The 14510-nt window shown below is 33.1% G+C and carries 13 protein-coding genes and 1 pseudogene; 9 read left to right on the forward strand and 5 right to left on the reverse strand.

Features of this window, described 5'->3' with window-relative positions:
* Both K9V48_RS19830 and K9V48_RS19835 read left to right on the forward strand, forming a co-directional pair.
* Nucleotides 1–415: DnaB-like helicase C-terminal domain-containing protein (locus tag K9V48_RS19830; RefSeq protein WP_224140897.1), on the forward strand; the 415-nt coding region annotated here is incomplete at its 5' end.
* A gap of 149 nt (nucleotides 416–564) precedes the next feature.
* Nucleotides 565–900, forward strand: a complete 336-nt coding sequence (locus K9V48_RS19835) for a hypothetical protein (RefSeq protein WP_224140898.1) — start codon at nucleotides 565–567, stop codon at nucleotides 898–900.
* Nucleotides 901–1718: 818 nt separating this feature from the next.
* Here the strand turns inward: K9V48_RS19835 and K9V48_RS19840 are convergent.
* Together K9V48_RS19840 and K9V48_RS19845 are read right to left on the reverse strand one after the other, a co-directional pair.
* Nucleotides 1719–2111, reverse strand: a complete 393-nt coding sequence (locus K9V48_RS19840; protein WP_224140899.1) for a hypothetical protein — start codon at nucleotides 2109–2111, stop codon at nucleotides 1719–1721.
* A 644-nt stretch (nucleotides 2112–2755) separates the two neighbouring features.
* Nucleotides 2756–4024: a DNA sulfur modification protein DndB gene (locus K9V48_RS19845; protein WP_224140900.1), complete on the reverse strand. Its 1269-nt coding sequence runs from the start codon at nucleotides 4022–4024 to the stop codon at nucleotides 2756–2758.
* A gap of 791 nt (nucleotides 4025–4815) precedes the next feature.
* On the opposite strand from K9V48_RS19845, the gene K9V48_RS19850 reads away from it, so the two are divergent.
* The 4 genes and pseudogenes from K9V48_RS19850 to K9V48_RS19865 form a co-directional block, all read left to right on the forward strand.
* Nucleotides 4816–5679: a hypothetical protein gene (locus tag K9V48_RS19850; RefSeq protein ID WP_224140901.1), complete on the forward strand. Its 864-nt coding sequence runs from the start codon at nucleotides 4816–4818 to the stop codon at nucleotides 5677–5679.
* Between the two features lie 110 nt (nucleotides 5680–5789).
* Nucleotides 5790–6038 carry a hypothetical protein gene (locus tag K9V48_RS19855; protein ID WP_224140902.1) on the forward strand — a complete coding sequence of 83 codons (249 nt, stop codon included), beginning with the start codon at nucleotides 5790–5792 and terminating at the stop codon, nucleotides 6036–6038.
* Nucleotides 6039–6244: 206 nt separating this feature from the next.
* The gene (locus K9V48_RS19860; RefSeq protein ID WP_224140903.1) at nucleotides 6245–6442 is read left to right on the forward strand and encodes a hypothetical protein; all 198 of its coding nucleotides are present in this window, start codon (nucleotides 6245–6247) and stop codon (nucleotides 6440–6442) included.
* 220 nt (nucleotides 6443–6662) lie between these two features.
* Nucleotides 6663–7061, forward strand: a pseudogene (locus K9V48_RS19865) (DUF6236 family protein); the annotation flags it as partial.
* A gap of 663 nt (nucleotides 7062–7724) precedes the next feature.
* Here K9V48_RS19865 and K9V48_RS19870 read toward each other — a convergent pair.
* Nucleotides 7725–8597 carry an NgoPII family restriction endonuclease gene (locus K9V48_RS19870; protein ID WP_224140904.1) on the reverse strand — a complete coding sequence of 291 codons (873 nt, stop codon included), beginning with the start codon at nucleotides 8595–8597 and terminating at the stop codon, nucleotides 7725–7727.
* A 116-nt stretch (nucleotides 8598–8713) separates the two neighbouring features.
* On the opposite strand from K9V48_RS19870, the gene K9V48_RS19875 reads away from it, so the two are divergent.
* Nucleotides 8714–9961, forward strand: coding sequence for a DNA cytosine methyltransferase (locus K9V48_RS19875; protein ID WP_224140905.1), 1248 nt, complete (start codon nucleotides 8714–8716; stop codon nucleotides 9959–9961).
* Nucleotides 9962–10456: 495 nt separating this feature from the next.
* Here K9V48_RS19875 and K9V48_RS19880 read toward each other — a convergent pair whose 3' ends face one another.
* Both K9V48_RS19880 and K9V48_RS19885 read right to left on the reverse strand, forming a co-directional pair.
* A complete protein-coding gene (locus K9V48_RS19880) occupies nucleotides 10457–10783 on the reverse strand; it encodes a hypothetical protein (protein ID WP_224140906.1) in 327 nt (108 codons plus the stop codon).
* A gap of 18 nt (nucleotides 10784–10801) precedes the next feature.
* A complete protein-coding gene (locus K9V48_RS19885; RefSeq protein ID WP_224140907.1) occupies nucleotides 10802–11140 on the reverse strand; it encodes a hypothetical protein in 339 nt (112 codons plus the stop codon).
* 359 nt (nucleotides 11141–11499) lie between these two features.
* Between K9V48_RS19885 and K9V48_RS19890 the strand changes: the two genes are divergently transcribed.
* Nucleotides 11500–13533: a hypothetical protein gene (locus tag K9V48_RS19890; RefSeq protein ID WP_224140908.1), complete on the forward strand. Its 2034-nt coding sequence runs from the start codon at nucleotides 11500–11502 to the stop codon at nucleotides 13531–13533.
* Nucleotides 13526–14506, forward strand: coding sequence for a hypothetical protein (locus K9V48_RS19895; RefSeq protein WP_224140909.1), 981 nt, complete (start codon nucleotides 13526–13528; stop codon nucleotides 14504–14506). The genes K9V48_RS19890 and K9V48_RS19895 overlap by 8 nt, the downstream gene beginning before the upstream one ends.
* Nucleotides 14507–14510 lie beyond the last annotated feature (4 nt).

Consider the following 14510-nt stretch of genomic DNA (forward strand, 5'->3'; position numbering starts at 1 on the left):
AAACAAAAAACCGATTCTTTTTATCGATTACTTAACACTCATCCGTTCTGGTGAACTTTACGGAGGAAATTCCCATTTACAAGTTACGGAAATATCCAAATCTCTCAAAACGATGGCGAAGGATTTTCATTGCCCAGTTATTTGTCTGGCGCAGCTAAATCGATCGGTGGAATCAAGAGCCAATAAACGACCAATGATGTCAGATATTCGAGAATCGGGCAGTGTTGAACAGGACGCCGATGTCATTTTGTTCTTATATCGTGAAGCGTATTATGACAAGGACTCTCAGGATCGGTCCCTTGAAATCATTGTTTCGAAAAACCGAAATGGTCCAGTTGGAACCATCACAGTGAATTACAACGAGTATACAGGAAAGATTGAGGAGCAAAAGGAACAGAGAATGACCCTTGAATAACCGAAAGAACGAAGACCAAAGGTGAAAAAATTCTCATATCGAGGTGTTATCACGTGTTTGTGAAAGATCTTTACCTGGATTCTATACGTTTTGAAGAATCATCATTGGCCCATTATATCCACCATTTACTAGAAGAGGGGAGAATTTCATTGGATGATAATATATCTGAAATAGACTTTGATCAAGCAGATCATCAGAAAGTAGCGGAATTGATTGAAAACAATGTGTTAGGTTTTCATAAGGTTGGTATCTACTCACTGAAGATGAACCAGAGTGATTTTGTGTTTATTTTTGCTGAGAGCGGGCAAAAGGCAATCCAATTCTATACTGAAACATTTCGTCATGTCCCATTGAATTGTCACGAATATTCGCTGGGCTTCGAGCTTGTAAGAGGGAATGGGGTGATTTCGTTTCGGGACATGAGGAAGGAGTTTATGAGTTTTCCGGCTATAGCGGGGTATTTTAAGAAGTTGGGGTGGAAATGAGAGTAAGGGAACAGTATTTTTTCTGCATCGCTTTACTGAACGATGTTACAATAATAAACGAAATGACCACTATGTGAAAATGTTTTAACGTACTGTGGACAGTATTTTAATTCCTAGTAACTGGAATTTATTTATAACTTTGTGGTTAGGGATAAACCAGCGTAAATTGTACTATTAAGAATTAATAAGAATGATAAAGGTATGCTACAATGGCAGCAACATTTAAAGGTTACTATGCTTTTTAGAGTACATAAGAATAAAGAAATAGCAGTCCTTTCCTAGATAGGAACTGACGTTTGTAAGTAGTTATGTAGTTTAGTCGCGTAAGTATGGGATACGTTTCAAAAATTAATCCCGGTTCGTAGCGTTCTGGAAAAAAAAGCAACTGAACATAATAATGCTATGTTATTGATTAAGAGAATCCAAGAAGGAATAGATCCTTTTGACATCGAACTTTTCTCGAAAACTTATTGAGCCATTATAATAAAAAAGTAAAAATGGTTAAAAACAAATGATTATAAACGGATGTTTTATATTTATGATCAAGATCAATTAATAACAGAAGGACATATTGGATATTTTACTTGTGATCCACACGAATCAATTGGAATATTTATAAACACTTACGGCTATATCTTTCATCGAATTCGTTTTAGTTTCCATAGTGATGATCAAACTATTGAATAATTATTAAATTAATTGAGTTGTGGTTAGAAGGATTAGAAAACACCGAAGAGGAAATTAAAAATATTCTACCAGAACCTGTAAAGTAGGAATAGTACTTAAACCCTCTCCACAATAAAGGAGAGGGTCATTTTTTAATCTTCTTCAGGTACTACGATCCTTTGACTCTTAACATTTTTCCTAAATTCCTTATAGTCATTTTCATAATAGCTTTTAGAAACTTCTTTACCATGATCAATAACACTTTTAACTGCTCTCTTTGCCCATCCTTTTGAAAGATCATCGTTTCCAGCTTTGTAATGAAAATCAGTTATAAGTTTTTCACTAACTACACATAACATTTTTACAGGTCTGCCGTAATTATCAACTATGTCATCGAAATGATGGTTATTGGGATAAGTTATGTATTTTATAAATCCATTATTATTTACTAAAATATGTAGTTTTGATGTGTCATTTATCAATATAGCTTTGACTACTCCATTGATAAATTCTTCTTCTCCTGTGGATGTGTATGTTTTCTGCATAATAAAAACCTCCTATGTGTTTTCTAAGACTATTGAATCATATGAGGGTTGAGTTATTATTGAGTTTTTGTAAATATTGTGTAATTTTATAAATTGTATTCAGACTTACAACGTCCTTATGTAATCTCTCCTTTAAACCCTATGTATTAATCTGAATATACTTCACTACATTAGAAATTAAAGAATTCAAGCTAATTGTCATTTTAATCAAATTGAAATGAGAACTATAGTGAAATTATTAAAGTCTTTCTGAAACAAGTAGTGGAGGAGGGAGATGTTGACCTTTTTGTATCATTTGAGTACACCCTATTGGAACAATTAAGAACCAGATTTAGGAAACGGTATGTTAATAGCTAGCAGTGTCCCAAATACATATCCAAAAATAAATAGTATAATTTAGATATAATCAATAAACAAGCCATTTAGATTATGGTATCACTTGAAATCAATAAATAACGACTGTACCATTTTAGGTTATATATCATGGAACATTTTGCCAAAGTAATCAAATGAAAAACGATAATACCCTATTAAAAATGTTACACTCCTTATAAACTAAACAACCAGTCATTGGTGAAATACCGACAACTGGTTGTTTGTCTCACCTGGAGGGGACAGTCCCAACATGTACGCATTTTTATTTTTTAACGAGCTGCCATTTGTCCGTCGACATACTCCATAATTTTATCAACACCTGCTTTTAATGCGGTACGTGTATTGGAAACTGTCCCTTTATCATTCAACACGCTACCAACAAAGAATGGATTTGGTTGCCCATTATTCACACGCTTCCAATCTAAAGTGGCTAACAGTTGGACGACCTGTAGCAAATCATACCCTTTTTGCTTCGCTTCATACGCCACATGTGCAATTAAGTACAATCCAGCGCCGGATAAAGAAATATATTCCTTTTTAAAATCTGGAATATTCTCTAAATTTCCTTGTACTAATTGATACGGTAAAACAACGTCAAATACTGCCTCTAAATAAACACGACATTCATGGAGCATATTTCGATACGCTTCATTATTATCTCCAAATTTCTTCGCAAAAATATTATGATTCGTACTATTCACGGTCATAAAGCCAACCATATTTTTCAAAATATTAAACGATAGAATGTTTTTAGAATTCGTGCTTACGCTATCTAATGGTTCAAACCCAATATATTTTCGATCATCACGCTCATTTAATTGTTTAATAAGAAATCTTGTATTTTCAAATCCGATCAATTCTTTTACTGCGTTTGATAGTAAATCATCTACCATTAAGAAGCTTTTAACAGATGGTTGTACCGGTAATGAACTATTGAGCAACACGAATATTTTTTTGCGTTCCATTTCAAAGCGCTCTACAAAAATTGAAATACCAATGTTCATATGAGCTAAATCAATATATCCCTCTTGAATTAGCTCTTTAATTGCTTGAACACGATGGTTTCCGTCCCCAATCGTAATAATCGCCTTTGAATGCCGTGTTTTTTCAAAATAATCAATCGGAATTAATACTTCGACACAAATTGAACCGCCCACTCTTTCTAAAATGGAGATTAATGAATCTTGTAATTGCACTTCTGAAATTTGTTCTCCGCAAATTTCATTCAATTCATCCCAAGTTGGTCGTAACGGTTTAATTTTAAACGCCTTTTCTGTCAACAATGTCACATTCGGTAAAATAAAATTATGCTTATTTTCTAAAATATACTCTTTAATCGCCTGAACATGCCCTTTTTTTCTAAAACGATTTTCAATATCTGATAGGTAGTTTACGGAAATATTTCCGTCCTCTAACTCTTCTCTTGCTTCAGTAGGTTGAATATAACTCGCTACCATATCAAATGGCATCGATAAATTATAGACAACGCGATCCCCTTGTGCATATACAGTACTAATTAATGATAAATATTCTGTCATAAACTCACCTTCATTTCTGAACTATTATTACCATCTTACACAGAACTCTAGATATAAACAACGATTTTTTATAGATATTATTAATTTTTTATGTAAACAACGATTTTTTTTCAAAAAAAACGTATTCTTGAAAGAATGGGTACTAATATTAACTTTAGTATTAGTACTTATAAAGAATCGTTTTAAGTTGATATATGCCATGTGTTGCTCTACATTTAAATTTTTTGGAGTATGATTGTCAAAAGTATTTCTAAACATTCAAAAAGCATCCAATCAGCATTAGCTGATTGGATGCTTTTTGAATGATAATAACTATTTTGCACAAACCCAGTACATCCCTTGTGTTGACACATACACTCCACACATGCGGTATGAATAGATAATTAACAAGGCTTAGGACTTGTGGCAAGTCTATTTTATTTTTCAAGAAAGGTTAAATAGGTTTTAAATCAAACTAATTGAATTTAAACAAGGCTGAAGAACATGATAAACATGACTGCAGCTTTCGCAATTTTTTTAATACTAAATTGATCACCGTTCTCTCTAAAGAGAAGTATCACTAAAAATAATACTATTACAATGTTTGATAAGGAGGGGAACTTAGTTGTGAAAATTTATGAAAAGTATCGAAATTGGTAGAATGTCTTGTGGGAAAAGTTTACTCTAAATCTAGATCAGATTAAAGTATATTTTCAAATTATTTATATACTTGCAATTCAAAATACTATGTTCAAATAGTTAAAATTTGTTAAGGATATTAGGTGCTAAGTTTAGAAAGGGTGTAGAGAAGAATGGTGAATATTTCATTTATAGTTAAACCTTTAATAGGAAATTTAATGGGTTTTATAAGTGGAACTTTAATAGAAAAGTGGAAGATAAAAAGGAAATTTATAAAGATAAAAACTTTCCAAAAAGAGTATGAAGATACATTTGTTGATTTAAATACATTTCAAAAGTTTTTAAATGATGAAAAGAATGGTCTTTTGATATTTAACTATGTATTTGGGGCTACTTATAGCTCTGTTACTAAAGTGGCGTTTGTAGAGCAATTATCTAAACTAGCAATCAATGAGGTAAATCATTATAGAAAATCTGTGCAGCTAAAGGAAATGGAAAATCATCCTATTATAAATCAATATCTTAATGATTTGATTACATATCTTGAGGAGTATAGAGATAAAAGTTTTAAATCAAATGAAATGAGTATTTTATCTAATGTTCAAAGTAGCATTGTAGAAAGTAATAATAGTTTACAAGATTATTTCGAAAAAAATTTATTAGAGATTCAAGAAAGAGCGTACTTGGAAAAATACACTGATGAACACTTAAAGAAAATACTAGATCGAAACATATTAGATTTAGGAAAAAGGTATATTTCTGAAGCGAATGTAGAAACGGATTTTAACGCAATATTTAATTCTTTAGTAGGTAATAAGCAAATTTTTCAGCATTTTAGTGAGTTACTAGGTAACTTGCAAATGAGTATTATGGAATTCAGTAAAGCTTTCAATAAACATAGAGAAGATTTAGGGTACGATGATATAAATTTTATTGAAAAGGTTTTAAATTATATAAAAGAGATTGACTGTGAAGATAAAGAATTCTATTTAAATAGTAGTTTGAAATGTCTTTCTGAAGAGATTAATACAATTTAATACGATTTGTCTAGAGTCGCCAATCGGTGACTTTTTTATGTCTAAGCTACTTGACATCTCCTTCTTAAAAGCTTTTGATGTAATTACCACTAGTTAAGGAGGACCACAATATGCAAGAAAAACACCATCACATTTTAAGTGTGGTTGATTTTAAAATAACTGAACATAAAACTACTTTTGTGAAAGTAGCTGGCTATGATGCAGTTTTAGAGAAGGAATTTGAAGGAGAAGTTAAATTCCTGAACGGTATACCATATGGAGATCTGATTCATTATCAAAGGTCATCTCTGTCTTCTGAATGCAGGCAATTTGTTCAGGAGAATTTGTTAAATAAGTATAACGAAGGCAAGTTTGAATAAAAGTTAGACAAAGATATGCTACAAAAAGAGTCCATTCGGGGCTCTTTTTATTTTGTCGTTTTTGATTTTAATATGACATAAAACTAAGACCACGAAGGTCTTTTTTGTTTTTACCGAAATTATTTAAAATAGGTTATGAAGATGTATAAAATATCCTCTGAATGTCTATCTATGTTAATAGACCACTAGAAAGGATGAATATATTAATGACTAATAATGTGAATATTAAATTTAAAAGTGGAAATGAATTTCATATTAATGCGCCGAAGGGGTTTGACAACAATGCCTTTTTGAATTTAGTTGAAAAAGGCAAAATGATAAATGCCCCATTTGAATTTCCAAGGGTAGATACAGCACAAGCAAATGAGTCTTTTAGAAACATAGATTCTATTAGCTTTAAATGAGAAGATATTTAATAATTGGACCCAATTCCAACGTAAATGAATAATTAATTTTGTTCCAGGATAATCTCTTTTTTTGTCGAAGTATAGGTAGAAAAGGGGGGAGTTTTTAATGATGAGAGGATTAGTTTTTTCACCAGAATATGAGGTAGGAAATGACGGCAGTTTATATATATCTAATTTGGATATAGATCCCATAAAATTAAGATAATATTTACTTTATTGGGATAAAATTGATTTTCCTGATAATAATTTTATTTCTTTTGGTGAAACGCCAGAAATCGAATATTTAAAAGATGTTGGGGTACTGAAAAGGTCAAATTTTATAGTGCTTTCTTCCAATGGGGGAGATGGTGATCTGTTTTCGAGAATTCAAGTGGCTGCATTTAAAAATAATAATGAGTTAGAAAAAGGATATTGGTCACTTGCACAACCAAATAGAGAATTGATTTTGAATAAAGAATCTAGTGAATTAACAAGAAACTTAGAAGTTGAATTATATGAATGTTTACCTATTCCATCACCAGAGGTTTCTTTAGAGGATATCCTACACTTTAAAGAACGCAGGAAAGACGAACTGTTAGAATTTAGAAGATTTATGGATAATCTATATTTAAAGTAATTTAGCCGTTACTATTCAGTATTTGAATATAGATAGCCATGAATTAGTAGAAAGTTTACGTAGTTATTTTTAACATAAAGAAAAGTCCCTTGTTGGTAGCAAGAGACTCAAAACTTCAACACATAAAACTGAATACAGAAATCCTTATCAGCTTCTTGTCTATTTTAACATTTTTAAAAAATAGACTCAAGAGGTCTAGTTTCCTCTTGTCTTTTTTAGGACAAGGTAAGGCGAGGTTGCCCACTAACTTGTTAAATATGGTCAGGGTTCAGCGTTCCCAATGCAAATAAAACGCTCCTTCACTCTGAGTTTAATCTCAGCCTTTTCCTTGTTCATGGTGAGTGATTGTAGGTGATTGCGACCATTAACAGTGTAGGTGGATTTCTGAGCCTCTATGGAGGCTGGAACACATAACGACAACAAACATTAGGGCAGAAATTAAATGAGTTATGTGGTGCTGAAAAGCAATAGCTAAACAAGGTGATACAAGAAACTCAAACTCTGAGCGAACGTTCAGTATGTCAAGTTATTCTCTATTTTCATTGATAATTGTTTTTTATCTTTGAAAGTAGGGAATAACTATGTCCAATTGCTCTCCTCCTTCGCTCACATTCAGTAATTTGAAGAACCGAAAGTCAACCACTAATTATCTACCTATATTTATTAATCAGTCCAACCTTCGAATAAAACTGCCTCGAGATTTTCACTCGGGTTATTTGGGTTTGGAATATATATTTCAGTTTTTTTCAGTTTTCCACTAGCGAAATGTGTAGAAAAATCGGGTTGTTCTTCAAGTGCAATGTAATCATCAGTTAGCATAACTACAAATATTTTTGTTGCGTCAGTAGGAATATCATCTCGTGAAATATAGTCACTAAATACTTTATGTGGGTGTTCTAATTCATACATTCCTCGAACTCGAAGGTTTGATAGTTTTAGTGGGTCAATTCCCTTGGCACGAGCCAATTCCCTAGAACCAATCAATGTAGCGTTTGTACTTGCTACTGCCTCCCTAATCTCGTCAATTAGACTTAAATAGGTAGAGCGGTCAGCTACCATTGTATTTCCGTAAGCAAACCAAAGTGAAAGAAGTTTGTTGTTTTGAGTGTTTAAATTCCCAGCAACGTAAATGACCTCTTTTCTATCCCACTCTTCCTCGTTAATCTCTCTAGGTAAGTTCTGACTATCGGGATAGATATAATCCTTTGGATAAGAACTGTTTAACGCTAGAGAAGAATAGCTCTGATTATTTAGTTTCTTTGGCTCAACACCAACTCCACCTTTAACAATAAAATCGGGGAAGTTAGAGGAGTTACCTGTCCAACTAAGATATTCATTGTACTTGATCATTTTTTCGTGTTCGTACTGGTATTGACTAGCACCTGTGCAAAACATATCCTTCACGAAATATTCAAGGCTATCTCCAGCTGCATTTACTGAACCGTTTGACCGAAAAATTGGTGTGAGAATACTTGAATTCCTATCGAGAATGTTCTTTAAAGCCACTAAAACATTTGTTGTAGGTGATTGTGCCATTTCATTTCTCCTTCTGTTTATTTTCTCTATTTTCTCTATTTTCTCATAGAAATAAAGACTGGCCAAACTCAAGCTATTATGCTAAGATACTATATATTGAAAAGGAGTGATTTCTTATGGTAATTGCTGAAAGAGAAAAAAGAACTTTTGTGTCTTCGCTTACTTTCACGCCCGAAGAAGTACAAAATGTTTTGTTCGAGAAAATTCTTGAAGAAAACGAACTTGTTCAAACTAATATCACTGAACAAGATAGTTTAGAAGAAAAAGAAATGATAAAAAAACTTCATTTCGCCGAAGGAGAAACGAATATTGTTTCGTTGTTCTCGGGTGCGGGCGGCTTAGATTTGGGCGTAGAACTTTCAAGTATGGTCGTTCAATTTGGAGAAGAAAAAGCATACAGAGCTTTTGAAAATAAAGAAGAATATTTGAAATTGCGTAGTAAAGTAAAATGCAATTTTGTTTATTCAAATGATATGTTTACATCAGCAAATATGACTTACGTTAATAACTTTGCTCCGACTGTTACTAAAGTTGCAAAGGATATTCGTAAAGTAGCAGAATTTCCGAGCTGTAATCTTATGCTCGGCGGATTTCCATGTCCCGGTTTTAGCAGTTCCGGTCCTCGATTACTCGATGATCCACGGAACTTTCTATACGTCCATTACATTCGTGCCTTAGTGCAAAGTACACCCGAGTTTTTTGTTGCTGAAAATGTAAAAGGTCTTATGACAATGGCTAGAGGACAAGTTCTTAGCCAAATGATAGAGGACTTTAAAGCTGCGGGTTATTATGTTACTGCCCATTTAGTAAATTCTCGCGATTATGGTGTTCCACAACTTCGTGAACGAGTATTTATTGTCGGAATCCGCAATGATATTCGTGAAAAATATGGTTTTGAATACGAAGTTCCCGAACCAACACATGGAGAAGGGAAACTTCCGTATGTCACTTTGAAAGATACGATTAGCGATTTGCCTTTGGATGCTAAAGATGTTTACGAAGGTTCGTTTTCAAGTATGTATATGAGCCGTAATCGTAAAAAGAACTGGGACGAGCAAAGCTTTACTATTCAAGCGAGTGGTAGACAAGCTCCCATGCACCCTCACGGCGAACCTATGAAAAAAAACGGAAAAGACTTTTGGGAGTTTCAAGGTAATTTTAATCGTCGTTTATCAGTTCGCGAAGTTGCCCGTATTCAATCTTTTCCTAACTGGTTCGAGTTTTCAAATGGTAATAAGGAAAACGTTACGAATAACCATAAACTTAATGAACAATACAAACAAATTGGCAATGCAGTGCCAGTCTTACTAGCTGAAAAAATGGTTCGTCCAATTATTAAGTTTTTATATGAAAAAATTATTTAAATAAGAATTAAATTCATAATAAGATATTCATCAATGCTCATTCCAGTTTATTGGGATGAGTTTTTTTGGAAACTGTTATATGAAGATAATAGTTTAAAGAACAACAACACACAATTTGAACAGAGTTCTTTTATTTTATGGTCTTAATAGCTATACTATCTATCAATCTGTGGGAAACATACTCAGCTATATTACTCCATTCTAGCCACTCTAAACACACTCACAGCCATTCTTACAGTCTATCTAATAAACTTTTTTCCTGACATAACTATTACACTTTTCTAGTGGCTCTCTATGGCTCTTGAGAGAGAGGGTCAATGATTGGTGTAAAGGTAGTCAATATATCCTCAGAAACACTCTCCAAAAGTCCACAGAGGCTCTCATTCCTCTTAAATTATTATATTAAAGCCGCCTCTCAGAACGCTCACAAGCCTCAAATAAACTCATATAACACACACTCTCTCGGGCTCAAATAATAAATATGAACAAGCTCATTTAATCATAAGTGGTTGACACTGTTGTTATCTCTTGATTGATGTTTGGGCTATTGTTGGATAACCGATGGTCATTCTTTTGGTACATAATCCAGTTTAAAATAGTGATGATGCTATATTTATTGGTTGACTTAATAGAAACAAATCCTTGTGATTCCAGAACTTTTAACCATCGCCAAAGTGTCTTCCCAGAGACACGATACTTCTTTTGAAGTTCTCGATTGTAATCCTCTTCAAGTGAATGACGGCCAGTAATAAACTGTCCGGGGAATAAAACAATTACTTGGTTTTCAATCAAATACTCTTTTTGTTGATGTGATGCTTTCATTAAATCAATTAGTCGATATTATGAATATTGAAGATAACACATTAAGAAACCAGCGAATCCTTGATGAAGTACAGCCGTTAGCTCTTCAATTTTTAATTTAGTCAAACTGACTATGTTTGAGAAAATAGACTTATTTATCGTTCTGTCCCCATCATACCAATATTTTTTTATACTTTCTGGTATATGCTCATAGTAGTTGCCGACTTTATCCTTAATTAATACTGGCTTATTAAAGGGGATAAAGTTTAAAATTTGTGCAAAGTATCGTTTTGGGTTCTTGTCATCAACTGAGACTGTACCTATTTTTGCGACACCAAAGTAATGAGGTTTAATTGTAAGTCTCTTTTCCCTATACATAGTTTTTTTATACTCCTTTTATAATAAATTATATCTGTCCCTTCTTTTAAAATATTTTTATACTTCATCGGGAAATGATGCTAAATACCTATTGTGTTATTCCATCTAGATTCATCATTTTCTGTAATAATTGCATATCCTGCTGTCATAAGATAAGTTACCCTCCTTAAAGTCATGTTTAAATCCTTCATTCATTTTGCATAAAGTGATATTATTATATAATAGAATAAGTAATAATATAGCACTATATTTGCTAGTTAAAAAGTTACATATGAAAGAAAGATTAATAGATATTTATATCTAGAAAATTAGTGCTTATTAAGTGATTTTTCATTAAAGATTTTTGTTTGGGGGAGAAAATGTCATATTTGAAATGGAACAACTTAATTGCCAACTACTTCTTTAATGAGGCAATGGCTGGACGGGAAGTTCTTTTATTTGTAGATGAAAGTTTAATTAACGAAATAGGAAGTAAAATTGGTGAGGACTTGAATGGTTTTATTTCATCTATTAACGAGGGACCTTCATGGGTAAATACGCACAGAAACCATGGGATTTGCCGCAAGGCATTTCAGACATATGAAGATTGGAGATTTAGAAAAAAATTAAGATATCCACCATATATAGGCTACTTGGCTCTTTTTATATTAGCTGGCTATGTAGAAGATGAACATTACTCAAAAATCGCTTATTATCCAAAGCTACGTACATTATTAGGAGAAAATGAGGTGTCAGGGCAGTATCCCTATTTTGATAGGATGATTAGCTTGTGGAAGGATTTGGAAAAGTGGAGTGTGGAAGATAGGCTTGAGGAGTTAGGTCGTTTCAAGGTAAGGATAAGAGGTAAATGGAGACACGTTGGGTTACCTCTCTCGCAAACTATTATATCTAGCAAGGAACGAAAAGATCTCCTTTTAATATTTAATAGAGCAGGTATCATCTCCTCAGACTCTCCTGATGCTGACACAATAAATAGAACGTTATTGGAGCATGGTCAAGATGTCCTGACGAAGAAAACTGTAAGGCTGCTAAATGGAGAAGATAAAAATGAACATTTGCAGCAAGCCCTATTGGAATTAGTGAATGAGGAATTAAACGAGTGGGACGGATCTTTGCCAGAGGATTTTGTAGACTCAGATTCATTTGTTAAATCTAGGATAAGGATTTGTTTAAATTTAAATAAAGTAACAAGAAAGGCAACTTTTAGTTTTAGGATTAATTCACAGAATGAAATTCCTAGTGAATTGTTAGTTTTCCAAAGAAGAGGCGATTTAAGTTTATTTAATTGTAGACGGAGTATTGATAATTGGTCTACAGAGCTTAAGGGTAAAGATGGTTTGATTTTGGATTCAACCAATTTTAATTGGCTGAACGGAGAACAGATTGAAGATTTAGAGAATAGATGGGAATCCTCATTAAAAGGCACGCCTGTACGGGTTTTTATTGAAGGGCAGAAATATGGTCTTCCTAATTTAGTCGAAACTGCACGTATTGAACAGGGTTCTAGATTTATATTACTATGCTGTAACTCTTATATTAATACAATTATAGAATGGGGTCAAAATTCTTGTGAAACTTTCGGTGAAATTAATTATACGGGTGTGCCAAATGGTTGGTCTTTGTTTCATGGAAGTAATCCCCATGAGTCTTGTATAGGTATTACGGAATTAACTCTAGCTAGCGAAATTAGAATACGTCTTGTAGATGGTCTTCGTCTGGGAAAGGGCAACACTTTTTTTAGAGCAGCTCCTCCTAAGATTCTGCTTGAAAATAATAAAGGAAATGAAGTTGTTCTATTAAACGATGAACCACTTCCATATAACAAGGAGTCTCAGCATTGGGAACTCATTGGAAATTTGCCGTTGGACAGAACATTAACCGTTAGAGTTTTAGACCAAGGAAATGAAATTAGAAGAATAAATTTTAAAATCACTAATTCTAAAATTTCTATACGTAATAAAGAAAGTTTTATAGAAACAATAGGATTGCATGATGAGTGTCGGGAACCAATGAATATTGGGGTGAATGTTTATAATACAGATATAATTCCACCTGATAAGCAGTACCCGCTACCAACATATCTATCGAATGAGATTATATTCATTGGACAACACCCTGGTCAGATTTATCACTGGCAAGGTAAAGCAGTAGCCAAATTAGAGTGGGAACCTATTTGGGCAATATGGAAAGTAAGAAGGAGAAAGTGGAAGGTAAATTTCGCCTCTACAAAAAAGCTGACAGAGTGTCAGATAAATAAAGAAGTTGGCAACCAAAAAGATTTAAGGTATTGGAAAACAGTAATGTGCAAAATGAAAAAAGCTATAGAAAAACCAGAATTTCCCCCTTTGTATGAATTGTGGGAAAGTTACTTAGAGGTGGCAAAACGTGTTTGATGATATTCTTACTGTTTTAAGCGTAATAGGCAGCATTAAATTAGAGAAGTTTAGAGAAGTCTATGATACTCTTCTAAAACATAGGTTTAATGAGGATGAACAACAACGCCTATTATATTCTCACAATGATGTACTAAGAGATTTAGAAGCATTAGGTCATTGTGAAGTAGATTATTCTAATCGAAAAATATATATTTGTCCACCTTCCTTTGCTTTACTACCTAGTAGGGGATTACCTAGAATAGTCTTAGCTGGTGGCAGATCTGAAAAAATGTTAAAACGTTTAATGAAATTAGTGAATAAAAATTCTGATAAGGTTAGTGTTATACTATCAGATCATCTCTCAGTGAAGAATCCTCTCTTCCCGCAGACCATTTGTATTGAAGCTAAAAGTATTGGAATTTTAAAACAAGTTACCGAAAGAATAGGAATTGAGGGAAATTTAGAAATACCTGCTTCATGGTGCCTATCAATTGCATCACCCAGTGTTAATGATATTAGTAAATCTCTTGTGTATAGTGAATTAGTTGAGCCAAATTGGAAAAAGGCAGTTTTCTGCTATGAAAGGTTATATTTTAGACAATTTGAATGTTCAGATGAGATTAAGTTAGTAAAATATAAAAATCCTATTTCACAACAACAATACACATGGATTTGGAATGGTAATGCAGCAGCAACAATTGACAGAGGATGGGGTAGGTATGTCATCTTAAATAACCATAAATCTAGGATGCTTTTATTTGATCAAGTAAAGCAGAGATTTGCAATACCTTCAACAATGCCATTACCTAAACAGTTAGCAAGGGCAGCTACTCTTTGCACTGGGTTTCTCCCTCGTAAGAAAGCAATTCGTAAGCAAATAGGATATTTGCCTAGGGAAACGAATATTACGGTTTATGAGGGGGTTACAGAGTTTATAGCGTTAGAGATATCAAAAAAATTAGGTTTAGATTTATTAGAGACTAATCTATAGTAGG

It is taken from the genome of Metabacillus rhizolycopersici (assembly GCF_020075705.1).